23 protein-coding genes are annotated in these 23850 nt (G+C 41.9%); 15 read left to right on the forward strand and 8 right to left on the reverse strand.

Features of this window, described 5'->3' with window-relative positions; all coding sequences use genetic code 11:
• Nucleotides 1-17: 17 nt before the first annotated feature.
• The 9 genes from GZ22_RS16190 to eno all read left to right on the forward strand — a co-directional run bounded on the left by GZ22_RS16190 (nucleotide 18) and on the right by eno (nucleotide 11416).
• Nucleotides 18-1316: a four-carbon acid sugar kinase family protein gene (locus GZ22_RS16190; RefSeq protein WP_038564710.1), complete on the forward strand. Its 1299-nt coding sequence runs from the start codon at nucleotides 18-20 to the stop codon at nucleotides 1314-1316.
• The gene (gene pdxA, locus GZ22_RS16195; RefSeq protein WP_038564712.1) at nucleotides 1313-2326 is read left to right on the forward strand and encodes a 4-hydroxythreonine-4-phosphate dehydrogenase PdxA; all 1014 of its coding nucleotides are present in this window, start codon (nucleotides 1313-1315) and stop codon (nucleotides 2324-2326) included. The genes GZ22_RS16190 and pdxA overlap by 4 nt, the downstream gene beginning before the upstream one ends.
• Before the next feature lie 351 nt (nucleotides 2327-2677).
• Complete coding sequence (locus GZ22_RS16200; RefSeq protein ID WP_093880369.1) at nucleotides 2678-4042, forward strand: MATE family efflux transporter; 1365 nt, start codon at nucleotides 2678-2680, stop codon at nucleotides 4040-4042.
• A 228-nt stretch (nucleotides 4043-4270) separates the two neighbouring features.
• Nucleotides 4271-5293, forward strand: coding sequence for a sugar-binding transcriptional regulator (locus GZ22_RS16205; protein ID WP_038564719.1), 1023 nt, complete (start codon nucleotides 4271-4273; stop codon nucleotides 5291-5293).
• Nucleotides 5294-5332: 39 nt separating this feature from the next.
• Nucleotides 5333-6340, forward strand: a complete 1008-nt coding sequence (gene gap, locus GZ22_RS16210) for a type I glyceraldehyde-3-phosphate dehydrogenase (protein ID WP_038564722.1) — start codon at nucleotides 5333-5335, stop codon at nucleotides 6338-6340.
• Nucleotides 6341-6614: 274 nt separating this feature from the next.
• Nucleotides 6615-7796 carry a phosphoglycerate kinase gene (locus tag GZ22_RS16215; protein WP_038564725.1) on the forward strand — a complete coding sequence of 394 codons (1182 nt, stop codon included), beginning with the start codon at nucleotides 6615-6617 and terminating at the stop codon, nucleotides 7794-7796.
• Between the two features lie 23 nt (nucleotides 7797-7819).
• Nucleotides 7820-8578 (forward strand): triose-phosphate isomerase, encoded by a 759-nt coding sequence (gene tpiA, locus GZ22_RS16220; RefSeq protein ID WP_038564727.1) that lies wholly within the window; start codon nucleotides 7820-7822, stop codon nucleotides 8576-8578.
• Complete coding sequence (gene gpmI, locus GZ22_RS16225; protein WP_038564730.1) at nucleotides 8575-10113, forward strand: 2,3-bisphosphoglycerate-independent phosphoglycerate mutase; 1539 nt, start codon at nucleotides 8575-8577, stop codon at nucleotides 10111-10113. The genes tpiA and gpmI overlap by 4 nt, the downstream gene beginning before the upstream one ends.
• A gap of 16 nt (nucleotides 10114-10129) precedes the next feature.
• Nucleotides 10130-11416: a phosphopyruvate hydratase gene (eno, locus tag GZ22_RS16230; RefSeq protein WP_038564733.1), complete on the forward strand. Its 1287-nt coding sequence runs from the start codon at nucleotides 10130-10132 to the stop codon at nucleotides 11414-11416.
• 684 nt (nucleotides 11417-12100) lie between these two features.
• On the opposite strand, the gene GZ22_RS16235 is transcribed toward eno, so the two are convergent.
• Nucleotides 12101-12736, reverse strand: a complete 636-nt coding sequence (locus GZ22_RS16235) for an AbiV family abortive infection protein (RefSeq protein ID WP_038564735.1) — start codon at nucleotides 12734-12736, stop codon at nucleotides 12101-12103.
• A gap of 230 nt (nucleotides 12737-12966) precedes the next feature.
• Between GZ22_RS16235 and GZ22_RS16240 the strand changes: the two genes are divergently transcribed.
• A complete protein-coding gene (locus GZ22_RS16240) occupies nucleotides 12967-13173 on the forward strand; it encodes a DUF4177 domain-containing protein (protein WP_038564738.1) in 207 nt (68 codons plus the stop codon).
• An 11-nt stretch (nucleotides 13174-13184) separates the two neighbouring features.
• Complete coding sequence (locus tag GZ22_RS16245) at nucleotides 13185-13478, forward strand: hypothetical protein (protein ID WP_038564741.1); 294 nt, start codon at nucleotides 13185-13187, stop codon at nucleotides 13476-13478.
• Nucleotides 13479-13512: 34 nt separating this feature from the next.
• On the opposite strand, the gene GZ22_RS16250 is transcribed toward GZ22_RS16245, so the two are convergent.
• Both GZ22_RS16250 and GZ22_RS16255 read right to left on the reverse strand, forming a co-directional pair.
• A complete protein-coding gene (locus GZ22_RS16250; RefSeq protein ID WP_038564745.1) occupies nucleotides 13513-13707 on the reverse strand; it encodes a hypothetical protein in 195 nt (64 codons plus the stop codon).
• Nucleotides 13708-13829: 122 nt separating this feature from the next.
• A complete protein-coding gene (locus GZ22_RS16255) occupies nucleotides 13830-14321 on the reverse strand; it encodes a hypothetical protein (RefSeq protein WP_038564748.1) in 492 nt (163 codons plus the stop codon).
• A gap of 57 nt (nucleotides 14322-14378) precedes the next feature.
• Between GZ22_RS16255 and GZ22_RS16260 the strand changes: the two genes are divergently transcribed.
• The 4 genes from GZ22_RS16260 (at nucleotide 14379) to GZ22_RS16275 (ending at nucleotide 18127) form a co-directional block, all read left to right on the forward strand.
• Nucleotides 14379-14939 (forward strand): alpha/beta hydrolase, encoded by a 561-nt coding sequence (locus GZ22_RS16260; RefSeq protein ID WP_425427787.1) that lies wholly within the window; start codon nucleotides 14379-14381, stop codon nucleotides 14937-14939.
• Between the two features lie 310 nt (nucleotides 14940-15249).
• Nucleotides 15250-15963, forward strand: coding sequence for a 3-ketoacyl-ACP reductase (locus tag GZ22_RS16265; RefSeq protein ID WP_038564751.1), 714 nt, complete (start codon nucleotides 15250-15252; stop codon nucleotides 15961-15963).
• Nucleotides 15964-16190: 227 nt separating this feature from the next.
• On the forward strand, nucleotides 16191-17237 hold the full coding sequence (gene iolG / locus GZ22_RS16270; RefSeq protein WP_038564755.1) for a bifunctional inositol 2-dehydrogenase/D-chiro-inositol 1-dehydrogenase: 1047 nt from the start codon (nucleotides 16191-16193) through the stop codon (nucleotides 17235-17237).
• A gap of 59 nt (nucleotides 17238-17296) precedes the next feature.
• Nucleotides 17297-18127 (forward strand): sugar phosphate isomerase/epimerase family protein, encoded by an 831-nt coding sequence (locus GZ22_RS16275; RefSeq protein ID WP_038564758.1) that lies wholly within the window; start codon nucleotides 17297-17299, stop codon nucleotides 18125-18127.
• 33 nt (nucleotides 18128-18160) lie between these two features.
• Here the strand turns inward: GZ22_RS16275 and ptsP are convergent, their stop codons facing one another.
• From ptsP to GZ22_RS16300, 5 genes are all read right to left on the reverse strand, one after another.
• Entirely contained in the window at nucleotides 18161-19876 is a 1716-nt protein-coding gene (gene ptsP, locus GZ22_RS16280) for a phosphoenolpyruvate--protein phosphotransferase (RefSeq protein ID WP_038564761.1), read from the reverse strand.
• Nucleotides 19877-19881: 5 nt separating this feature from the next.
• Complete coding sequence (locus tag GZ22_RS16285) at nucleotides 19882-20148, reverse strand: phosphocarrier protein HPr (protein ID WP_038564763.1); 267 nt, start codon at nucleotides 20146-20148, stop codon at nucleotides 19882-19884.
• Between the two features lie 76 nt (nucleotides 20149-20224).
• Nucleotides 20225-22135 carry a PTS fructose transporter subunit IIABC gene (locus GZ22_RS16290; protein WP_038564766.1) on the reverse strand — a complete coding sequence of 637 codons (1911 nt, stop codon included), beginning with the start codon at nucleotides 22133-22135 and terminating at the stop codon, nucleotides 20225-20227.
• Between the two features lie 14 nt (nucleotides 22136-22149).
• The gene (gene pfkB / locus GZ22_RS16295) at nucleotides 22150-23061 is read right to left on the reverse strand and encodes a 1-phosphofructokinase (RefSeq protein ID WP_038564769.1); all 912 of its coding nucleotides are present in this window, start codon (nucleotides 23059-23061) and stop codon (nucleotides 22150-22152) included.
• Entirely contained in the window at nucleotides 23058-23816 is a 759-nt protein-coding gene (locus tag GZ22_RS16300) for a DeoR/GlpR family DNA-binding transcription regulator (protein ID WP_245609686.1), read from the reverse strand. The genes pfkB and GZ22_RS16300 overlap by 4 nt, the downstream gene beginning before the upstream one ends.
• Nucleotides 23817-23850: the final 34 nt, after the last annotated feature.

Consider the following 23850-nt stretch of genomic DNA (forward strand, 5'->3'; position numbering starts at 1 on the left):
ACTAAGGGGTGGCATATATGAAGTTAGCAATTATAGCAGATGACCTTACAGGAGCTAATGATAGCGGTGTTCAGCTGGCAAGAGCCGGGTTGGAGACAAAAGTATTTTTGGAACAGGACTATTCGGCGGCCGAAGGAGCAGAGGCTATAGTGTTCGATACTGATAGTCGTTCGATTGCTCCAAATGAGGCATATAACAAAATTAAATCTATTACGGAGTTTTTGCTGCAGGCGGGGTTTCATTCCATTTACAAGAAGATAGATTCTACGATGCGCGGAAATATCGGAAACGAAATAAAAGCATTCGGTGATACGATAGAGACAGATTTTGTTATTATTGCACCTGGATATCCGAAAAACGGCCGAACCGTAATAGATGGCAACCACTATTTGAATGGGGTGCTGTTGAATCAAACTGAAATTGCTCACGATCCAAAAACACCTGTGCATGAGGCTCACATCCCTACGCTTTTGAGAGGGCAGATTGATGAGGAAATAGGGTTGATTCCGCTCGAAGTGATTAGGTCAAATGAAAAAATAGTGCAGCTTTTGTTACATGAATTCAAAAAACAAAATATTAAGTACGTAGTAGCTGATTCAGATGCAGAAGAAGATCTTCAACGTCTTTTAGAGCTTACGAATAACTCGTCCTATTCCATTGCTTGGGTTGGATCAGCAGGCTTGGCTAGTTATCTGCCTTCTTATTATGGTATCCAGCACAAAGTAAACAAGGAACTGTTGATTCCTTCTCACGATAAACCGGTTCTGACTGTTGTGGGCAGTGTAAACAAGCAGTCAAGAAATCAATTGAACTTGCTGCTGAAGGAAACGTCTACAGTAGGTATCTGTCTGGATTCCGCAAAAGCTGTATCTTCTATAGAAGAAAGAGAAAAAGAAATCAAAAGAATCGTTGAGGCTGCCAAAGTTACAGCTGCCAGAGGATTGGATACAGCTATTTATACAGCCGGAAGTAAGGAAGATATAAGCCATGCAAGGGAAACAGGTAGAAAACAGGGGTTGAATGAGACTCAAGTGAGTAATGAAATTGTGAAAATGCTGGGAGAAGTTATAGCAAAATTGATAAGGGAAGAATTGTTCAATGGTTTGGTTATGACTGGAGGAGACACTGCCAAACAAGTTTGCAGCCTTTTGGATACAAATGGATTTCATTTGTATGATGAACTGGAAATAGGTGTTCCTATCTCTGCCTTTATCGGCAAAGAGACATTGTTTGTCATAACGAAAGCTGGTGGATTTGGTAAAGAAACCGTCTTTATAGATGCCATTAAAAAACTTAGAGGAGTTGTTCATATATGATTACAAAACCAGTTATCGGAATCACTATGGGTGATGCAGCAGGTATTGGTCCTGAAATAATAGCCAAAGCACTTATGGATGAAAGCATATATGCTGATTGTCAGCCTATAGTAATAGGTGATGCAAAGATAATAAAGCGTGCAGCTTCAGTAGTTGGATCGACAAGTGAAATACATTCCATATTAAGAGTTTCTCAAGCAAAAAACATACCTGGTGTAATTGATGTAATTGATTTGAACCTACTTCCGGAGGATTTAGCATTCGGTGTCATTTCCAGTGAAGCTGGTGATGCTGCTTATCAGTATCTTGCAAAAGCAGTTGAATTAGCGAAAGCGAAAGAAATTGATTCGATTTGTACAGCTCCTTTAAATAAAGAAGCATTGCATAAAGGAGGGCACCTTTATCCAGGGCACACTGAAATACTGGCCGCGCTGACGGATACAGAGGATTTCTCGATGATGCTCACTACGCCTAACCTGAAAGTCATTCATTTAACAACGCATGTCGGTCTTATAGAAGCAATTGAGCGAATCACTCCAGAAAGAACTTATAAAGTAGTTAAACTGGCACACGATACCCTAACGGCAGCAGGTCAGAAGCAGCCTAAAATCGCAGTTTGTGGTATTAATCCTCATGCAGGGGAAAATGGTTTGTTTGGAAACGGGGAAGAAGAGGAAAAGCTTGCTCCTGGTATACAAAGAGCTCGTGAAGAAGGAATTGACGCCACAGGACCGTATCCGGCTGATACATTGTTTTTCCGTGCTGGCAGAGGAGACTTTGATATCGTAGTGGCCTGCTATCATGATCAAGGTCATGCTCCCATCAAGGTAATGGGGATTGAAGAAGGAGTCAATATTACGGTCGGACTCAAAGGCGGTATCATCCGAACATCAGTGGATCATGGAACAGCTTTTGATATAGCAGGAAAGAACATCGCCGACTCCAAGAGCATGAAAGCCGCCATAACTTCTGCTATCGAATTGGCACCTAAACGAAATACCGAATCTTAATCTTATAATGTAAAGATAGTGATGTTAATGGAGCCTTCCTCAGGAAGGTTCTTTTTTGTCTTGCGATCCTGTATCGGCCCTTTGTAGTGAATGCTGTTATTCATTAAGCGGTAATAGCATAGGACTTAACAAAATCTACCTGAATATCTTATTAATATTATTGGAAGCGATTTCAAATGTTGGTTTTTTCAAAAACAGCAATAACTGCTGATTTCCAATTAAAAAAGCGTGTCATGTCCACATAAATGTGTCATAAAAATAATTTCATCTTTTTTAGTCAAAGCCCTTTACATTCCAAAAAAAAGGATTAATATAGAGTGAGTTTGATTTTAACGAAAAGGAGAATGTCTGTTGGGTAACCCAACTTCTACATCTGAGCAGACGTTGTTTCGCATCTCTTGGCCGCTGTTTATTGAATTAGCACTTCATATGGGAATGGGTATTGTTGCTACACTGATGCTGAGTCATTACTCAGATTTAGCTGCTGCCGGAGTGGGCGTAGCGAATCAGCTGATTAGCATTTTTATTTTGGTTTTTAACGTCACTTCTATTGCTTCTATGATCATCATTGGCCAGAAGCTCGGTGCAGAGGATTTGGCGCATGCTCGACAGACTGCTCGGACAGCGTTCGGTATGAACTTCTGGTTTGGTTTGATCGTATCTGCTGTCGTCGTTCTGTTCGGTTCTGTATTTTTAAGCTTCTTCGATTTGAAAGGTGAGACACTCGCTTATGCGACCACCTTCGTGAAAATATGTGGTGCGTCTTTATTCTTAGAATCATTATCTTTAACTCTTAGTGCAATACTCCGTGCGAATGGCCGGACTAAAGTCTCCATGGTTGTTGCAGTTCTGATGAACGTACTAAGTGTATTCGGTTATTTGGTTGCCATCTTTGGATTGTTCGGCTTACCAATCACTGGTGTTGTCGGCGTATCCTGGACAATCGTGATTGCACGTATTTTTGCAGTTGTTGTATTGTTCTACTTTGTTTATCGTTATCTAGCAATTCGTTTTACAGGTACGCATTTAATTAAGTTAAACATGCAAGATATCAAGGACATCCTAGTTATCGGTGTTCCTTCTGCGGCAGAAAACTTGTCTTATCAATATTCCCAGATTGTCATTACAGCAATCGTAGCGAATTTTGGTGATGCTTCACTTGCTGCTCGTGTATATATCAATAATATATCCATGCTTTGTTACTTGTTCACACTATCTATTGCAGAAGGTACGCAGCTGCTTGTATCCCGCTACATCGGCGGTAAGCAGTACGATCGAGCATTGAAGCGTGGCTTGCGTACACTTAAAATTGCTATGATAGCGTCTTTCATCGTTTCAATGGGCTTTGCATTAACTGGAGCACCTATTCTGCAAATGTTCACAGATGACCCGGCTATTTTGGCAGTGGGTATACCGATTTTATGGGCAGTTGCCTTCACTGAGCCTGGCCGTGCGATGAATATTGTCTTAATGAGTTCACTCAAATCAGCTGGTGATGCAAAATTTCCGGCGATTATCGGAGTCATTAGCATGTGGGGTATTGCTGTACTTCTTAGCTACACACTAGGCGTATCGTTTGGTCTCGGATTACTTGGAGTCTGGATTGCGATGGGCGTAGATGAATGGTTCCGCGGTTTCTTCGCTTACCGGAGATGGCGTTCCCGTCCATGGGAAAAGAAAGAACAGGCAGCAGTTCCGGAAACTGCATTAACGTAATATATAGAAGAAAGGCATCGACGAACTTGTCGGTGCCTTTTTGTTATGAAATTGTTAAGTTAAATAAATATGTGAATTAATTGTTTTTTCGGTTGTTTTAAGTTGAATATATGTAGCCTTACTGTTATGATGAATTTGCAAGAGGAATTTTTTTTATAGCAAGTGGGACAATAAATGACATACTGGGACTTTTTTGACCCATTAAGCTTTATGAAGAAGGGGTATGTTATGCGATCGGTAATAGATCTACAAAAGAAGCTTTTCCCGGATGTTCTGGCAATTATGCAGCGAAGATACGGAATCCTGCAGTTTGTCAAAACAATGGGACCGCTGGGACGTCGCACACTTGCTGAAAACATGAATCTTGCAGAACGGGTAGTCAGAGGTGAAATTGACTTCCTTCAGAACCAAGGAATGATCTATATCACCACAAAAGGGGTACAGATTACCGATGAAGGATTGGAAGTTCACGAGCAATTAGAAGCTTTTATGCTCGAAGCCTCTGAAATAAGTGTTTTGGAACAGCGTGTCCGGGAAAGACTAGGAATAGATAATTGTATTGTCGTTCCCGGTAATAGTGATACCCAAGATTGGGTAAAACAAGAGATGGGAAAAAGATGTGCACAACTTCTGGAAGGTATGCTGCATCCGAACTATACGGTTGCAGTAACAGGAGGCACCACTATGGCCGCGCTGGCAGCAGCGATGCCGCCGATTCATACAGCTGAAAATGTCATGTTCGTACCTGCACGCGGCGGTATTGGTGAGCAGGTGGAAAATGAAGCGAACACGATTTGTGCTGCTATGGCGAAGCGAGCCAGGAGTCAGTACCGACTGTTGTATGTTCCTGACCCTATCGGGGAAGAATCTTATCAGACAATTATCGAAGAGCCTTCCGTTAAGGAAGTTCTGTCCATCATCAACCGTTCGAACGTGGTTATCCACGGTATCGGTGACGCCATGACTATGGCGGAACGGAGACGGACGCCTGCGCCGCTTGTCGAGCAAATCAAGAGCGGTGTTGCAGTAAGTGAGGCATTTGGTTATTACTTCGATGCTGAGGGGAATGTAGTCCACCGTGTACGGACGGTTGGATTGCAGTTAGAGGACTTAGATAAAGCAGAACATGTAATAGCTATTGCAGGCGGTGCCTCGAAAGCTCGTGCAATCGCCTCATACTTCAAGCTTGGAAGGAACAATATCCTAGTGACGGATGAGGCGGCAGCGAACCAGTTAATAAAGGGTAATTAGTCCCTTTAATCATTTAGTTATTACAAGGAGGAAATTTTCATGACAGTAAAAATTGGTATTAACGGTTTTGGACGTATTGGACGTAACGTATTCCGTCAAGCGCTAGCTAACAGCGAAGCAGAGGTAGTTGCAATCAACGACCTTACTGATGCGAATATGCTTGCCCATTTGTTAAAGTATGATTCTGTACACGGTACTCTTGATGCAGAAGTATCTGTTAACGGCACTAACCTAGTTGTTGACGGTAAAGAGATCAAAGTTCTTTCTGAGCGCGATCCTGCTAACCTTGGCTGGGGAGATCTTGGTGTAGAAGTAGTAGTTGAATCTACTGGTATTTTCACAAATGGTGAAGATGCGAAGAAACACGTTGAAGCAGGAGCGAAAAAAGTTATCATCTCTGCACCAGCTAAAGGCGAAGACCTTACTGTCGTAATGGGCGTTAACGAAAACAGCTATGATCCAGCTGAGCATACTGTACTTTCAAACGCTTCTTGTACTACTAACTGCTTGGCTCCGGTTGCAAAAGTACTTCATGACACATTCGGAATCAAACGTGGTCTAGTAACAACTGTTCACGCGTACACAAACGATCAGCAAATCCTTGACTTGCCGCACAAAGACTACCGTCGTGCACGTGCAGCAGCAGAAAACATCATTCCTACAACTACAGGTGCTGCTAAAGCAGTTTCTCTAGTATTGCCTGAACTTAAAGGTAAATTGAATGGTATGGCAATGCGTGTACCAGTTAAAGATGCTTCCCTTATTGACTTGGTTGCTGAATTCGACCAAAACGTAACAGCTGAGCAAGTTAACGCTGCTTTGAAAGAAGCTGCTGAAGGCGAACTTAGCCACGTTCTTGGTTACAGCGAAGAGCCGCTTGTTTCTTCCGATTACATCGGAAACAGAAACTCTTCTACAGTAGATGCACTTTCTACTATGGTATTGGAAGATAACATGGTAAAAGTTGTTTCTTGGTACGATAACGAAATGGGTTACTCCACTCGTTGCGTAGACTTGGCTGTATTCTTGAAAAGCAAAGGCATCTAATTTTTAAATAAGCAATGGTAGAAAGGGAGGGAGGAGCACCTCCCTCCCTTTTAACCTATGCCTGTTCTTTTTTTCTAACTGACGTCAGAAGGATAAGTAAGAGACCTTTAAGGAGGACTTTTACTCTTGAAGGGCTGTTGCTTATACTGTAGTTTTTGTTTCTGGTTCTAGCTAATGCCGATAGTTAGTTAGTCAACACAAGGAACAGACCTGTCGTGATGGGTGAATAAAGAGAACAGATACATAGGTAACAAGTATTCGAGGAGGCGTAAATATGAACAAGAAATCAATCCGCGATATTGATGTAGCCGGTAAGAAAGTTTTCTGCCGTGTGGATTTCAACGTACCAATGGAAAATGGCACTGTAACTGATGATACACGCATCAAGGCTGCCCTTCCGACAATCAAGCATCTTGTCGAACAAGGAGCAAAAGTGATTCTTGCCAGCCACCTTGGCCGCCCGAAAGGCGAAGTAAAAGAAGATTTGCGTTTGGACCCTGTTGCTCAGCGTCTTAGCGATTTGCTTGATAAGGAAGTCGTTAAAGTTGATCAAGTACAAGGCGAAGAAGTGAACCAAGCAGTAGAAGGTCTTGCTGATGGTGATGTACTTCTTATCGAAAATGTACGCTTTGAAGCTGGTGAAGAGAAAAACGATCCAGAATTAGCAAAAGCATTTGCTTCCATAGCTGATGTGTATGTAAATGACGCATTCGGTGCTGCACACCGTGCTCATGCATCTACAGAAGGAGTAGCAAAACATCTGCCAGCTGTTGCAGGTTTGCTTTTGGAGCGTGAACTAGAAGTACTTGGTAAAGCACTATCTAATCCGGAACGACCATTCACTGCCATCATTGGCGGTGCAAAAGTAAAAGATAAGATTGGTGTTATCGATAACTTGCTTGATAAGGTTGATAATTTGATCATCGGCGGCGGTTTAGCTTATACATTCATTAAAGCACGCGGCTATGAGATCGGAAAATCCTTGCTTGAAGAAGATAAAATCGATTTGGCGAAAGAATTCATGCAAAAAGCAAAAGACAAAGGCGTCAATATGGTAATGCCTGAGGATGTTGTTGTTGCTGATGATTTCTCCGAAGATGCCAACAAGCGCGAAGTAAGCATCGAAGAAATTCCTGCTGACTGGGAAGCGTTGGACATCGGACCAAAAACTCGTGAAACTTACAAGCAAATCGTTAAAGATTCCAAACTAATCATCTGGAACGGACCAATGGGTGTGTTTGAATTGAACGCATTTGCTGAAGGAACAAAAGCAGTTGGGGAAGCACTGGCAGAAGGAGAAGGATTCTCTATCATCGGTGGCGGAGACTCTGCTGCAGCAGTAGAGAAATTCGGTCTTGCTGACAAAATGGATCATATCTCCACTGGCGGCGGTGCCAGCCTTGAATTTATGGAAGGCAAAGAGCTGCCTGGTGTAGCTGCATTGAACGACAAATAAAAAGACTGAAGGGATGGAGAACTATGCGTAAAAACGTCATCGCAGGAAACTGGAAAATGAACAAAACAATTTCTGAAGCAAAAGAATTCATCGAAGCGACGAAAGCGAAGATTCCATCCAGTGACAAAGCAGAAGCAATTGTTTGTGCACCGGCATTGTATTTGACTGAGCTAGTGAAGCTTACAGAGGGTACGGACCTTAAGATTGCTGCTCAAACAATGCATTATGAAGAAAGCGGCGCATTCACTGGTGAAATCAGCCCAACAGCGCTGAAAAGCATTGGTGTGGAATATGCGGTAATCGGACACTCCGAGCGTCGTGAATATTACAACGAAACAGACGAGTCTGTTAACAAGAAGACACATGCAGCATTACAGCATGGTATTACTCCAATCGTCTGCATCGGCGAAACGCTTGAAGAGCGTGAAGCTGACAAAACAAATGAAGTAGTCGGCGGCCAAGTCGAAAAGGCTTTGGAAGGTCTGTCTGCTGAACAAGTTTCAACAGTAATTCTTGCTTATGAGCCAGTATGGGCTATCGGTACTGGTAAAACTGCAACAGCACAGCAAGCGAATGAAGTCTGCACCTTCATCCGTAATGTTGTAAATGAGAAAGTATCCGCTGAAGCAGCTGACGCTGTACGCATCCAATACGGGGGAAGCGTAAAGCCAGCAAACGTGGACGAACTACTTTCTGAATCTGATATCGACGGCGCTCTAGTCGGCGGTGCAAGCCTGGAAGCTGATTCCTTCCTAGCGCTTGTGGAGGCTGGTGCAAAATGAGTCAGAACAAACTAGCTGCCCTCATCATCCTCGACGGATTCGGAATCCGTGGTGAAGAAAAGGGTAATGCAGTGAAGCATGCCAAAAAGCCGAACTTCGACCGTTACTGGAACAAGTATCCGCATAACGAACTTACTGCTAGCGGAGAGGCTGTTGGCTTGCCGGAAGGTCAGATGGGGAATTCTGAGGTAGGTCACTTGAATATCGGTGCTGGACGTATCGTGTATCAAAGCCTGACTCGCGTGAATAAATCCATCAAAGATGGCGACTTTTATGATAATGAAGTGCTTCTTAAAGCTGTCGACCATGCGAAAAAGAACGATAAGAGTCTGCACCTCTTCGGTCTTTTATCCAATGGTGGCGTACACAGTCACATTGAGCATTTGTTCGCTCTACTTGAGCTTGCGAAGAAGCATGGACTGGAGAAAGTTTATATCCATGGTTTCCTTGATGGTCGTGACGTTGGTCAGCGAAGCGCGAAAGAATTCATTGATCAGACTGAAGCAAAAATCAAAGAACTTGGTGTTGGTAAGATTGCAACAGTTACAGGACGCTATTATTCCATGGACCGCGACAAACGCTGGGATCGTGTGAAAAAAGCGTATGATGCGATGGTTTACGGAGAAGGCCCTGCCTATAAGAGTCCTTATGACGTCATCGAAGATTCCTATAAAAATGAAATCTATGATGAATTCGTTCTTCCATCTGTCATCACAGAGGAAAATGGTGAACCGGTAGCGAAAATACAGGATGATGATGCAATCATCTTCTATAACTTCCGCCCAGACAGAGCTATCCAGATTTCTCGGACTTTCGCTAACAAAGACTTCCGTGACTTTGATCGTGGTGAACACCCGCCAACGATTAATGAATTTGTCTGCATGACGAATTTTAGTGAAACGGTAGACGGTGATGTAGCGTATAAGCCAGTCAATTTGGATAACACAGTTGGCGAAGTGCTTTCTCAGAACAATATCAAACAGCTGCGTATTGCAGAAACAGAGAAATACCCGCATGTTACGTTCTTTATGAGCGGCGGTCGCGAAGAAGAGTTCCCTGGTGAGGATCGCATCCTAATTAACAGCCCGAAAGTGGCGACATATGATTTGAAACCTGAAATGAGTGCATACGAAGTGACGGACGCGTTACTTGATGACTTGGATCAGGACAAACACCAAGCGATCATCTTGAACTTCGCTAACCCGGACATGGTTGGACATTCAGGTATGCTGGAACCGACTGTGAAGGCGATTGAAGCAGTTGATGAATGCCTCGGCAAAATCGTCGACAAAATTATTGAAAAAGGCGGTCATGCTATTATTACGGCTGACCATGGTAACTCGGATGAAGTAGTTACGCTTGAAGATAAGCCAATGACTGCACATACGACAAATCCGGTTCCTGTAATCGTGACAAAAGAAGGCGCAGAACTTCGCAGCGGCGGTATTCTTGCTGATTTGTCTCCAACATTACTGGATCTATTGGATGTTGAGAAACCAGAAGAAATGACAGGCACAAGCCTAATCCAAAAATAAGAGGAGAGAAAAAATAATGCCATACATTACTGACGTATATGCACGCGAAGTCCTTGACTCCCGCGGTAACCCTACAATTGAAGTAGAAGTATTAACAGAATCCGGAGCTTTCGGTTCTGCAATCGTTCCAAGTGGTGCGTCCACTGGTGAATACGAAGCAGTTGAGCTTCGTGATGGCGATAAAGATCGTTACCTTGGCAAAGGTGTTCAAACAGCAGTTGCTAACGTAAACGAAAAAATCGCTCCAGAATTGATCGGTGTCGATGTTACTCGCCAAGTTATCATCGATCAGCTTTTGATTGAACTTGATGGTACAGAAAACAAAGGTAAACTTGGTGCCAACGCTATTCTAGGTGTTTCCATGGCAGCAGCACATGCAGCAGCAGATCACCTTGGAGTACCACTTTACACTTATCTTGGAGGATTCAACTCCAAAACACTTCCAACACCAATGATGAACATCCTTAACGGTGGGGAGCATGCGGATAACAACGTTGATATCCAAGAATTCATGATCATGCCTGTAGGAGCTCCTACATTCAAAGAAGCACTTCGCATGGGTGCTGAAATCTTCCACAGTCTGAAGAAAGTTCTTCAGTCTAAAGGTTTGAACACTGGTGTAGGTGATGAAGGTGGTTTCGCACCAAACCTTTCTTCTAACGAAGAAGCTCTTGAAACAATCGTAGAAGCAATCAAAGCTGCTGGTTACAAACCAGGTGAAGAAGTACAGCTTGCAATGGACGTTGCATCTTCTGAGTTCTACGAAGATGGCAAGTACAACCTTAAAGGTGAAGGCGTAGTTCGCTCTTCTGAAGAAATGGTTGCTTGGTACGAAGAAATGACAAACAAATACCCAATCATCTCTATCGAAGATGGCTTGGACGAAAACGACTGGGAAGGTCACAAGCTATTGACTGACCGCATTGGCGACAAAGTTCAGCTTGTTGGTGATGACCTATTCGTAACAAACACAAAACGGTTGAAACAAGGTATCGAGCAAGGCGTTGGTAACTCCATCCTTGTAAAAGTTAACCAAATCGGTACACTTACTGAAACATTCGATGCAATCGAAATGGCTAAACGCGCTGGCTACACAGCTGTAATCTCTCACCGTTCTGGTGAATCTGAAGATGCAACAATCGCTGACATCGCTGTAGCGACTAACGCTGGCCAAATCAAGACTGGTGCACCATCACGTACTGACCGTGTTGCGAAATACAATCAACTTCTTCGTATCGAAGACGAGTTGAAAGCATCCGGCATCTACGGCGGACTTGCATCTTTCTACAACTTGAATAAATAAGAATCAACGCTTATAAAACGGCTGAACTAAGTCGTACAGACCAATTTTTTGAGTGCTAAACTTAGTCGTACAACGACTTAAACTTTAGCAATACAGAATATTGGAGCAGAAACCCCTGTTTGTATGTGATTAAAACTCATATGAACGGGGGTTTTTATGCTGTCTTCATTGCTGAAAGAATTTGTACTTGATTTAAAAATTAAGAATTACGCTGAAAGAACCATTGATACATACAACTACAATTGTTCTCAATTAGTTTATTATCTGGAAGATGAATTCGAAATCAATGATATTGAAGACGTAACTACGCTTCATATAATGAACTAACGGAGTAATTAAGTTCAACCAATCAATAGGATGTATGCTAAAATCATGTATATAAAAATATGTATTTTCAAAACAAATAGAATAGGAGCACGAATAGAATGAGTAAGGAATGTTTTGCATGTGGAAACACGAACGAAGAAGAGATTGAGTATAAGGCGGTAACTCTTGACGACGGTTGGAAAGAAGTTCAGAAAAAAGTTTGGGTATGCAAAGATCAGGATGATTGTGCCATGAGATTTCATGGATACAATAACTAATTAACGAGGGACCTCCCCAGTCTCTTTTGTGTTTAGTATGGTTTTCTTTTTGTTCGTATAGATACAGAAAAGACACCGCCCTAAATCGAGCAGTGTCCGTTTAAAAAGTTTTATGTCCTTCGAAATATATGTTTTTTACGGATGTCAAACTTTCGTTATCCATATTTCGTACAAGATCAATCAGACCATTTCCTTCATGCCAATTATTAAAGGAAATATAATCTCTGAATACGGCTGCAGAATTAAACATTTCTGTTGCCAGTTCTTTTGTAATTACTTCACTTGGTTTTTTGGTCTCATTTCCGTAATGGTCGGTATAAAATGAAGAATTCTTCAGATCATTCAGCTTATCTATTTCTTGGTCAGTAATAATATGTTGACCGATAAGAGCAACAGCACTTTTAGCCAATATTTCCAAACGGTCTTGCTCACTTAAAGGACTAGTATAGCCTTTCATGTGTTCGACCATGGAATAAGCAAGCTGTATTTTATCTTTATGATTCGTTTCCCTGTTTCTAAGCTTTTTGACGTTTAATGACCTTATTTTGAATTTCATAATGGCGGATGAAAGCATAACGCAACGAGCCATTTCTTCTATCGCAATGTGAGCTAACAGATGTGCTCTTGCATATCTTTCGTTGTCCAGAAGCAATTTTGATTCCTCGATTAAATCACAAGCGTTATGATACGTTTTCGTATAAGCAATTTGAATGGCATTAAAGCTATTCATATTCATTAGATATCCCCCTCTTCAAAATTATCCCTTTTCATACAGATTACCACAATAAGAATATTCTTATAATGAACTTTTTAAATAACTGTCAGCTTTAACGAGCTAGGCGGTTTTCTTTATATTTTGAATGGATCATCACAAAAACAACAAGCAAGTAACCAGTGACGAACTATTGTTGTTTAAATGCAGGAAAATGTAACCATATGTCGAATTAATACATTGGAAGTGATATTATGACGAAATGGGAATATACATCTGATAAAGTATTTGAATCAATAATTTCTAGTGACGCAATAGATTTGATTAATAAATATGGAGACCAAGGTTGGGAATTGGTGAACGTAGTTCCAGAATACGATAGTATGTCTAATAGTGATTATCAAATTGAAGAAATCAAATTAGCACGTTACGCATTAATGTTTAAACGATCAAAAGAATAAGGGGAGTACATATGAATAGTAGTAAACATTTAGAAACACCAACTTTATTTATCAATCATTTGATAGACCGAGGTGCCAAAGAAGAAATTTCATTAGTGGAAGAAAAATGTTTGAACAGAGCATTATTCAAGTACTTAGGCGAAAAATACGATATGCCAGATTTAGCAGATTTCGCAAAGAAACAAGAAACTGAGGATTACCTCGAGGAATGGTTTCACACGTATAACGGCAGTGATTACAGAAGAAAAGCTCTTGTAGAAAACAACGGACTGAATCTACTTATAGCTGCTCTAATATTTTCATAAGCAGAAAAGGTACTCATAATAGAGTACCTTTTTATTATTCTTCATCTATATAATGGATTGTGATTGCATACCAAAATGTTTCCCATTTTTTAACTTTGGCCAATTCTACTTCAACAATTTTATCTTGGTTGTCTCTTATGAACTTATCAGCTTCAGCAGAAACTCCTTCAATCTCAGTAGGTCTTTCAGTTATGTTAACTGCGCTTTTTAGATAGATTTGTGTTTTCATATTCTCACCTCCTGTGCTTTTATTCTACCAATACTAGAATATTTATACAGTGGGTACATAATACGGACAAAAGACACCGCACTAAATCGAACAGATCATTGTTAAACGAAATAGTATCTCAGTTAGGAATAATTCTTATGCCCTCGGCTCAAATGCTTTGATTCTCTTAACAATTTAAACTGCCCATTGATTGACTTTATTATGTTCTGATAACTTTCACTTAAAGCTTTTTTATCTTCAGAGTATTCTTCTCCTACTGCATGTTGTCTCTCGTAAATCTCTTCAATATTATTTATGTCTTTTGCTAAACTATTCTCTAATAAATGAAAAATATCGAAAAGTAGTGGTCTAATATGCTTTCTGTAGTTTTTTTCATTCAATTCAGGACCGTAATGTATATCATACTCAAGAACATTACAAAATCTATTTAGCTGTAAGATTTTATTGAATGTCTGAAACTTTAGAGTTTGTTCTTTATAATATATATCTATTTCTATTTTTCTTGCTTCCCACTTCTGCTGTTTGCGTACGGTTGTATTCTGAACAAAAAATGTAATTAATCCCCCGATTAGAACCCCAAGCAGTGAGGGTAATGCTTTTAATAACTCTTCCATCTATTTCAGCTCCTAGTAAATTGGTAATAATTTCATTTTATCATCAGACTGCAATATTTGACGAACTATAATAGTTTACGATTTCTATTTGTCCAATACATTAGTGATATACACTATTGGAGGAATAGGAATGAAGTATATACGATCTTTGTCACAGGACTATCGATGGGAGGCACACTGACACTATATATGGCGGAGAAGTATCCGGATATTCATGCAATCATTCCAATCAATGCAGCAGTAACCGTACCATCGATGGAAAATGTTCATGAGTTAGGAGAAGTAAGATATCTTGATGCTATTGGCTCTGATATAAAAGATCCTCAAGTAAAAGAGCTAGCTTATGAAAAAACGCCGGTTCAATCTGTTAAAGAGATCTTGCAGTTAATGGAGAAGGTGAGAAGGGACCTTTCCAAGGTTACATGTCCTGCATTAATTTTTGTATCAGATGAGGATCATGTAGTCCCACCGGCAAATGCGCAGCTCATCCATGATGAGATTGCAGCTGAAAGAAAGATATTATATCCATTAAGAAACAGCTATCATGTTGCAACCCTTGATTTTGACCAGCAAATTATTATCGAAAAAACACTGGAATTTATTGAATCAACATTATAAATTTGAATGTTAATTGCTCCATAAAATAATAGTATAAGGCCAGCATATAATGCTGGCTTTTTTTATTTCAAAGGCAGATTATCTTTTTTTATGATGTAGTTGAAAAGGCTTATAACTTATCCTCTTTTGAATAGGAATTTACTAGTGACTATCAAGGTATGTTTTTGGTGAAAAGACGAATAATACAAAAGGATTTTAGAACAGTGTTTATTGAACCAATCTCATATTATCAGTGATGAGCAAAACTCTTGTTGAGCCTGCATCATGCTGATAATATAAAGAATGGTTTTATTGAAGGAGGAAATACATAATGGCACAATCATTACAAGGTAAAAAAGCTATCATTACAGGCGGAGGACGCGGCATTGGGAAAGCAATTGCAGAGGCACTTGCAGCAGAAGGCGCTCATGTCGGCTTAATTGGCCGTTCTGAAGAACATATTAAAGCAGTAACAGAAAATCTTGGTGAAGTAAAAACAGCTTATGCTGCAGCGGATGTTTCCAATTTGGAAGATGTCACAGCAGCAGTCAACAAGGTGAAAGACGAACTAGGCGGCATTGATATCTTAATCAATAATGCTGGTATCGCGAAGTTTGGCGGATTCATGGATCTTGATCCGGAAGAATGGAAGCATATCATTGATGTAAACCTGATGGGTGTGTACAACGTCACACGCGCAGTACTGCCGGACTTGATCGAGCAAAAATCAGGAGACATCATTAACATATCATCTACAGCTGGTCAAAAAGGTGCGCCTGCTACAAGTGCTTACAGTGCATCGAAATTCGGTGTGCTAGGATTGACTGAATCACTTGCAATGGAAGTGCGCAAGCACAACATTCGAGTAACAGCCTTGACACCAAGTACAGTGGCAACCGACTTGGCATTTGAAAACAAGCTGACAGATGGCAATCCTGAAAAAGTGATGCAGTCTGAGGACATTGCAGAGTTTGTCGTGGCACAGCTGAAATTAAACAGCCGCACATTTATTAAGTCTGCTGGTCTGTGGTCAACAAATCCTTAAGATATAAATACTAAAGCGGGACTTTCGATAGATTAATCGAATGTCCCGCTTTTTCTTTGACCGTTGTTAGATTGGTCACTAGTGTTCTAAAAGGCGAAAACGGGTATAGCAAGAGAAAGAAATTCTTTACTTAGAATAAGAAGCTATTAACCCAAATAGAAGGCGAAATGCTACTCGCTCATGACCTCCTTTTCGGAGGGGAACATGCCATTTAGGAGGAGAACAAGATGACAGTAAGAATCGGAGTAATTGGAACAGGTGCTATTGGAAAAGAGCATATGAATAGGGTGGAACAAAGATTATCAGGAGCGAAGATTACGGCTGTTTCAGATGTTAATCCTGCAGCAGCAGAAGAGGCTCTTAATGAACTAGGTATTGAAGCAAACTTTTATCCAGATGATCAAGCATTGATAGATGCAGAGGAAGTAGATGCGATATTTGTCACAAGCATCGGACCAGCACACGAAGCAACAGTCCGTAAAGCAATAGAAGCCGGGAAATATGTCTTCTGCGAAAAACCTCTTTCCGTTACCGCAAAAGGCTGCAAAACAATCATGCAGGATGAAATGGAATATGGGAAGCGTATTGTGCAAGTTGGCTTTATGAGGCAGTTCGACAAAGGCTATGAGCAGCTGAAACAAGCTGTTGATTCCAAATTGGTAGGGGAACCGCTCATGATTAAATGCGCTCATCGTGCTCCAGAAGTGGATGCGGCCTACACCACAGATATGGCAATTACGGATACCTTGATCCACGAAATAAACATTCTGCACTGGCTGTTAGGAGACAATTATATCTCTGTTCAAGTGCTATATCCACGAAAAAATAAACATGCACTCCCACATTTGCGTGATCCGCAAGTCATCTTACTTGAAACGGAATCCGGTGTACTTATCCAAGCAGAAGTGTCTGTTAATATCAAATACGGATATGACATTCAATGTGAAGTAGTAGGGGAAGAGGGAATCGTAAGTCTGCCCGAGACGGAAAGCCTTAACATACGCAATAATGGAAAACAAAGCACGGATGTCTTACAAGATTGGAAGGTGCGTTTCCAAGATGCCTATGATAAGGAAATACAAGCGTTTATCAATCAGGTAGCCAAACAAGAGGCGTTGCAGGGTCCTTCTGCTTGGGAGGGGTATGTAGCTGCAGTTACATCTGATGCATGTCTGAAAGCGCAAGAATCCGGTCAGAGAGAGCCGATAGAGCTGGAGAGTATGCCTGCTTTCTATAGTAAGGAAGAAACAGCAGAAGCTCAAGCTTTAAGATAAATTGGAAACAACTATGAAGATATTACAAGCAGATGTAGGAATGAAATAGGAGGATTATGATGAAACTAGGTTTTAATCAAGCTACAACACTGGAAAATTCAAATCTAGCAACTGACCTCGATTTATGTGAACAGCATGGCTATGACTATATCGAAATCCGTACGATGGACAAGCTACCAGAGTATCTGGAGCAGCATTCTTTGGATCAATTAGCAGAATATTTCAAGGAGCATCATATAAAACCGCTGGCACTCAATGCACTTGTATACTTTAATAATCGCAGTAACGAAGATTATCAGGTACTGCTAAATGAATTTAAGCAAATGCTGGATTATGCGGACAAATTACAAGTGCCTTACATCGTTGTAGTTCCGCTAGTAACCAAGGAAAAAATACTTAAGAAAGATATCAAAGCGAGCAGTGTGGATGTCCTGAATGAATTAGCCGGTCTTGCAGAACCGTACGGGATTAAGTTGGCATTGGAATTTGTCGGCCACCCAGAGTGTACGATCAATACATTCGAGCAAGCTTACGATATAATTCAGACGGTTGATAACCCGAACGTAGGTTTAGTTCTAGATTGCTTCCATTTCCACGCAATGGGTTCAAGCTTTGATGCACTAAAACAGGCGGATATATCTAAGATTTTCATTCTTCATATGGATGATACAGAAGACTTTCCGATTGGAAACCTTGTGGACGAAGATCGTGTATGGCCAGGACACGGAGCGATTGATTTGGAAGGAATTCTATCTGTGCTGAAGGAAAAAGGCTATGATGGGGCAGTAACTGTAGAGTTATTTCGACCGGAGTATTATGAGATGAAAGCGGAAGATGTAATTAGGAAGGCTAAAGAGACAACGGTGGAAGTAGTATCACAATATCTATAAAGAAAACAGCTCTCCATTACGGAGAGCTGTTTCTTATTGGCCTGTCTTTTGACGGACAAGCTGTTCCACTTCATCAGCAGTGCTAAGAGTCAATGCTTCTTGACTTAGCTCCTGCATTTCTGCTTTGGAAAGCTTCGTGATTTGTGTTCTTGCTGGCAAGATGCTTGTTGCGCTCATGCTGAATTCATCAAGGCCAAGACCTAGAAGAAGCGGGATTGCAATTGCATCGCCTGCCATCTCACCACACATGCCAGCCCATTTGCCTTCTGCATGTGCTGCTTCAATAACATTATGCACTAGGTTCAGGATTGCTGGGTGGTATGGCTGGTACAAGTAGCTTACGCGTTCATTCATACGGTCAGCTGCCATTGTGTACTGGATCAAGTCGTTTGTTCCAACGCTGAAGAAATCAACTTCCTTCGCGAATTGCTTCGCAGCAACTGCAGTAGAAGGGATCTCAACCATGATACCAATCTCGATAGAATCAGAGACTGACACGCCATCTGCTACAAGCTTATCTTTCTCTTCAAGTAGGATAGCTTTTGCTTGGCGGAACTCTTCCAATGTAGCGATCATAGGGAACATGATCTTCAAGTTACCGTATACACTTGCACGCAGTAGAGCACGAAGCTGAACACGGAAGATATCATCACGCTCTAGGCAAAGGCGGATAGCGCGGTAGCCTAGGAACGGGTTCATTTCTTTTGGAAGCTGCAAGTAGCTTAGCTCTTTGTCGCCGCCGATATCCAATGTACGAACTACGACAGGCTTGTCTCCCATGTTTTCAAGTACAGCTTTGTAGGATTCAAACTGCTCGTCCTCACTTGGAAGCTCACTCTTACCCATGTAAAGGAATTCTGTACGGTAAAGGCCAACACCTTCGCCGCCATTGTTTTGAACGCCGATAACGTCTTCTGGCGTACCGATATTAGCAACAAGCTCTACATGAACACCGTCTGTTGTAATAGTCGGTTCGTTCTTCAGCTTCGCCCATTCTTGCTTTTGCTGTTCGAAAGCTTCTTGTTTTGCTCTGTATGTTGCTAGTTCATCTTCTGTTGGATCGATGATAACAGTACCTTCAATACCATCAACAATAATCATAACGTCATTTGCAGCTGAAGATGTGATGGACTTCGTACCAACAACAGCAGGAATTTCAAGGGAACGAGCCATAATGGCAGAGTGGGAAGTACGTCCGCCGATATCAGTTGTAAACCCTTTCACAAACTGTTTGTTTAGCTGTGCTGTATCAGAAGGAGTCAGGTCCTCAGCGATAATGATAACTTCTTCGTCTATAAGTGCAGGATCCGGGAAGGATACCTGTAAAAGGTGTGCCATAACGCGTTTTGTAACATCCTGGATGTCAGCAGCGCGTTCTTTCATATATTCATTGTCCATGCTGCGGAACATGTCGATGAACATTGTAGCTGTCTCATCAAGAGCAGCTTCTGCATTAATGTTATTATTGCGAACGTTGTCTTTCACAGGATTGATCAGTTCTGGATCTGCCAAGACAAGCAAATGAGCCGAGAAAATCTCGGCATGCTCGTCGCCAAGTGACACACGAGCATTCTCGCGGATTTTCTCCAACTCTTTTTTGCTGATCTCGAGGGCAGCATCCAAACGGCTGATCTCTTCTTCCGCATTCGCAACAGTTGTCTTATCGAAAGAGAGGTCTGGTACAGCCAAATGGTATGCTTTTGCAATAGCAATACCATTTGAAGCTGCAATTCCGTTTATCATGCTCATCGGAATTATTCTCCTAGGCCTTCGCTTTTGATTGTTTCCGCAATTGTGTTGACTGCTTCTTCTGCATCGTCGCCTTCAGCAGAGATCGTGATTTCAGCACCTTGTGGAATACCTAGGCTCATAACACCCATGATAGATTTAAGGTTAACGCTTTTACCGTTGTATGCAAGCTGGATGTCGGATTTGAATCCGCCCGCTTTATTTACTAAGATTGTTGCCGGACGAGCGTGAACGCCAGTCTCATCTGTGATAGTCATTGTTTTTTCTGCCATGGTAAATACCTCCAAAGTTTTTGTTATGTGAATGCTTTCATCCTTATTTTTGTGAATGCTTTCATTCTATCTTATTTTATACTTTTCTTAGGTCTTTTTTCAATAGTCCTACAATAATAGCTGTGACAAATGCACCAATAATGATGGAAAGGAAGTAAAGCAATGGATTTCCATCTACCAGGCTTGCTGAGATAATACCGCCATGTGGTGCATTCAGACCAATTGCGAAGAAGGCAGATAGACCTCCTGCTACTGCAGCACCGATTGCTGTTGCTGGAATGACACGAAGCGGGTCAGCAGCTGCGAATGGAATAACACCTTCTGAGATGAAGAATGCGCCCAGCACGTATGCTGTCTTACCTGTTTCTCTTTCTTGTTTCGTAAACTTGTGGCGGAATAGGGAAGTTGCCAGCGCTAGTCCTAGCGGCGGTACCATACCACCGGCCATAACAGCAGCCATGAATTCCAAGTTGCCCGCATCAAGCATGGCGATACCGAAAGTATAAGCTGCTTTGTTGATCGGACCGCCCATATCAATTGCCATCATGGCACCAAGAACGATTCCTACCAGAACTAAATTCGTGCCTCCAAGACCTTCCAGGAAGTTAGAAAGTGCTACATAAACTTGTGTCAAAGAAGGATTGATCAATAGCATGATCATACCTGTAATGAAAATACTTAATACAGGGAAGAAGAGAATCGTTTTCAACCCTTCCAATACAGGAGGAAGACCAGATAGTGCTTTTTTAATACCAAGTGTTACATAACCAGCTAGGAAACCTGCAATTAACCCGCCAAGGAATCCGGAACTAGTCGCGTCACCATGACCATAAGTAACAGCAATCAAACCGCCGATAGCACCAGGTGCGAAACCAGGTTTGTCAGCAATACTGCTGGAAATGAAACCAGCAAGTACAGGTACGATCAGGAAGAACGCCTGGCTGCTTCCGATTTCATTCAGCATCTCTGCAAAACGGCTGTCTGGGAACAACTCACCGAAAAGAATGCTTAGTGCGATCAGGATACCGCCGCCGACAACGAATGGAAGCATATTAGAAACACCATTCATGATGTGCTTGTAGAATCCGGAACGCTGTTCTTTCTTCTGTCCGCCTTCTGCAGCTGCTTCTGAGCCGCCACCACTGTTATGATGTACTGGTGCATCTTGAGAAAGTGCTTTTTCAATCAATTCTTTTGGTATTTTCAACGCACGTCCAACTGGTACTTGCAAAACGTGTTTGCCGTCGAATGGGCTAAGATCGACATTGACATCAGCTGCAACGATAATAGCAGTTGCATCTTTAATATCTTCATCAGTCAGACGGTTTTTGACTCCGCCAGCTCCATTTGTTTGTACTTTAATCGGCACATTCATCTCGGCTGCTGTTTGCTTCAGCTTATCTGCAGCCATGAAGGTATGTGCGATACCAGTAGGGCAAGCAGTAATGGCTAGTACTTTACCTTGTGTGCCTGGTGCATCCTGTGCCAATTCTACAGCTGGATTTTCTTGTTCCTCTTCTTCACCTAGCTCTTCTTTTTCCTTCGCATCGATGATAGACATGATTTGTTCTTCCGTTTCAGCATTTTCAATGTTAGAGCGGAATGTGCTATCCATTAAGAAAGAAGAAAGTCGGGACAATGTTTCCAAATGCGTCTGATTGGCTCCTTCAGAAGCTGCAATCATAAAGAATAGATGGGATGGCTTTCCATCCAACGCTTCATAATCCAAGCCTTCCTTAGAACGACCGAAAGCGATAGCCGGTGTTTTAACGGCAGCGGATTTACCATGCGGAATAGCAATTCCTTCGCCAATTCCTGTGGTAGATTGTGCTTCACGAGCAAGAATTGCATCTTTGAATCCTGCTTTATCATTCAACTTGCCAGCTTGGTCCAGTTTGGAAACAAGCTCTTCAATCACATCTGCTTTTGATTGGGATTGAAGCTGCAAAATAACCGTATCTTTTGTAAGTAGTTCTGTAATGCGCATGATTAACACCCCTCTTAAATAGATGTGAGTTTGACTTGGCTGACTAATTCTTCTATATATTGTCTCTCGCCGAGGTCATCACTGAATGCCGTAGCACTTCCTGCTGCTACTGCGTAGGTGAAAGCTTGTTTGTAATCACCTGATTTTTCATATGCGGCCAAGAAGCCTGCCACCATACTATCGCCAGCACCAACAGAGTTCTTAACTGTTCCTTTTGGTGTCTGGGCTTTCCAAGCATGATCCTTGTTCACAAAGATGGCACCTTCACCACCCATTGAAACGATAACGTTTTCGATGCCTGTTTCGTGCAGCTTACGTGCGTAGCTGACAATGTCTTCAATAGAAGAGATTGTTGTATCGAAAAGCTCACCCAATTCATGATGGTTTGGCTTTACGAGGAACATACGCTTGCCGATTAAGTCACGAAGGGCAGCACTCGATGTATCAGCGATGAATCTAGTTCCATTCTCTTCACAGATATCAGCCATCCTTGCATAGATGTCAGCCGGAACGGAGCCGGGGGCATTTCCTGCTGCAACCAGAGCATCCTGTTTCCCGAGGCTTCTAATTTGTTCAAAAAGCAAAGCAAGCTGTTCTGTTGTAATGGATGGTCCGGGTCCATTAATCTCTGTTTCTCCGCCGGACTTAAGTTTCACATTAACACGTGTCGGTTCATTGATTTCGATGAACTGATGTTCAATGCCAGCACTTTCAAGCGTTTCCCTAATGAAGGCTCCGGTGAAACCACCGATATATCCTAATGCTGTTGTGTCCACATCCAATCGTTTTAGCAAGCGGGAAACATTAATACCTTTTCCGCCAGCAAAGTATGCTGTCTCTGTGGCACGGTTCAAATCTTCTGCCTTGAAGCCGTCCACATGCATGATATAGTCGATGGATGGGTTCAGCGTACATGTGTAATTCATGAGTCCACAACCTTTATTGATGTAAATTTCTTGTAAGCAGTATGCTGTTTTGAACTGACAGTGTCTACGACAAGTGTCGCTTCTGTCAGATCCGCTATATGCGCGAAGGTTGTCTTGTCCAGTTTACTGCGGTCAGCTAAAACGAAAGTTTCATCTGATCGAAGCAATGCCTGACGTTTAATGGCCGCTTCCTCCGGGTCTGGGGTTGTATAGCCGTTTTCCGGATGAACACCATTGGTCCCGAGAAAACATTTATCAAAACGATATTGAGCGAGGGCTGTCATTGCACCTCGGCCGATCAAAGTCCTCGTTTTATCCTTTACTAATCCGCCGGTTACATACACGGTAATGTCCTTTTCATACAGCGCCTCCAAATGTGTCAAACCATTTGTGACGACGGTTACATTTCTGCCAGATAAAAAAGGAATCATTTGATATGTTGTCGTACCTGCATCCAAGAAGATGCATTCATCTTCACCGACAAGACTTGCAGCATAAGCGGCGATGTTCTGCTTTCCAGTTTGGTTTTGTGTTTCTTTTTCCGTATAGCTCATTTCATAACTTAATGAAGAAACAATCGTTGCTCCGCCATGAACTCGCTGAAGCAGCTTCTGCTTCTCCAGTTCAATCAGGTCTCGGCGTATTGTCGAGATGGAAGCGTCTGTTGCTTTCACGAACTCTGGAATTGTTACAACGCGCTGCTCTTGCAGCATCTGTAAGAGCATTTCCTGCCGCTCAGGTGTAAGCATTTCCATAACCTCCTCCTGAACTTAAGTACACTATAAAGGA

It is taken from the genome of Terribacillus saccharophilus (genome assembly GCF_000725365.1).
Taxonomy (GTDB): Bacteria; Bacillota; Bacilli; order Bacillales; family Amphibacillaceae; genus Terribacillus; species Terribacillus saccharophilus.

Excerpts from the sequence above, each read along its gene's own strand:
- ptsP (WP_038564761.1), bottom strand. The coding sequence starts at position 19,876 with ATGAGCATGATAAACGGAATTGCAGCTTCAAATGGTATTGCTATTGCA.
- GZ22_RS16205 (WP_038564719.1), top strand. The coding sequence starts at position 4,271 with ATGCGATCGGTAATAGATCTACAAAAGAAGCTTTTCCCGGATGTTCTG.
- pfkB (WP_038564769.1), bottom strand. The coding sequence starts at position 23,061 with ATGAATTACACATGTACGCTGAACCCATCCATCGACTATATCATGCAT.
- GZ22_RS16240 (WP_038564738.1), top strand. The coding sequence starts at position 12,967 with ATGACGAAATGGGAATATACATCTGATAAAGTATTTGAATCAATAATT.
- eno (WP_038564733.1), top strand. The coding sequence starts at position 10,130 with ATGCCATACATTACTGACGTATATGCACGCGAAGTCCTTGACTCCCGC.
- GZ22_RS16285 (WP_038564763.1), bottom strand. The coding sequence starts at position 20,148 with ATGGCAGAAAAAACAATGACTATCACAGATGAGACTGGCGTTCACGCT.
- iolG (WP_038564755.1), top strand. The coding sequence starts at position 16,191 with ATGACAGTAAGAATCGGAGTAATTGGAACAGGTGCTATTGGAAAAGAG.
- GZ22_RS16245 (WP_038564741.1), top strand. The coding sequence starts at position 13,185 with ATGAATAGTAGTAAACATTTAGAAACACCAACTTTATTTATCAATCAT.
- GZ22_RS16265 (WP_038564751.1), top strand. The coding sequence starts at position 15,250 with ATGGCACAATCATTACAAGGTAAAAAAGCTATCATTACAGGCGGAGGA.
- gap (WP_038564722.1), top strand. The coding sequence starts at position 5,333 with ATGACAGTAAAAATTGGTATTAACGGTTTTGGACGTATTGGACGTAAC.
- gpmI (WP_038564730.1), top strand. The coding sequence starts at position 8,575 with ATGAGTCAGAACAAACTAGCTGCCCTCATCATCCTCGACGGATTCGGA.
- GZ22_RS16290 (WP_038564766.1), bottom strand. The coding sequence starts at position 22,135 with ATGCGCATTACAGAACTACTTACAAAAGATACGGTTATTTTGCAGCTT.
- GZ22_RS16255 (WP_038564748.1), bottom strand. The coding sequence starts at position 14,321 with ATGGAAGAGTTATTAAAAGCATTACCCTCACTGCTTGGGGTTCTAATC.
- GZ22_RS16275 (WP_038564758.1), top strand. The coding sequence starts at position 17,297 with ATGAAACTAGGTTTTAATCAAGCTACAACACTGGAAAATTCAAATCTA.
- GZ22_RS16250 (WP_038564745.1), bottom strand. The coding sequence starts at position 13,707 with ATGAAAACACAAATCTATCTAAAAAGCGCAGTTAACATAACTGAAAGA.
- GZ22_RS16215 (WP_038564725.1), top strand. The coding sequence starts at position 6,615 with ATGAACAAGAAATCAATCCGCGATATTGATGTAGCCGGTAAGAAAGTT.
- tpiA (WP_038564727.1), top strand. The coding sequence starts at position 7,820 with ATGCGTAAAAACGTCATCGCAGGAAACTGGAAAATGAACAAAACAATT.
- GZ22_RS16300 (WP_245609686.1), bottom strand. The coding sequence starts at position 23,816 with ATGGAAATGCTTACACCTGAGCGGCAGGAAATGCTCTTACAGATGCTG.
- GZ22_RS16235 (WP_038564735.1), bottom strand. The coding sequence starts at position 12,736 with ATGAATATGAATAGCTTTAATGCCATTCAAATTGCTTATACGAAAACG.
- pdxA (WP_038564712.1), top strand. The coding sequence starts at position 1,313 with ATGATTACAAAACCAGTTATCGGAATCACTATGGGTGATGCAGCAGGT.
- GZ22_RS16190 (WP_038564710.1), top strand. The coding sequence starts at position 18 with ATGAAGTTAGCAATTATAGCAGATGACCTTACAGGAGCTAATGATAGC.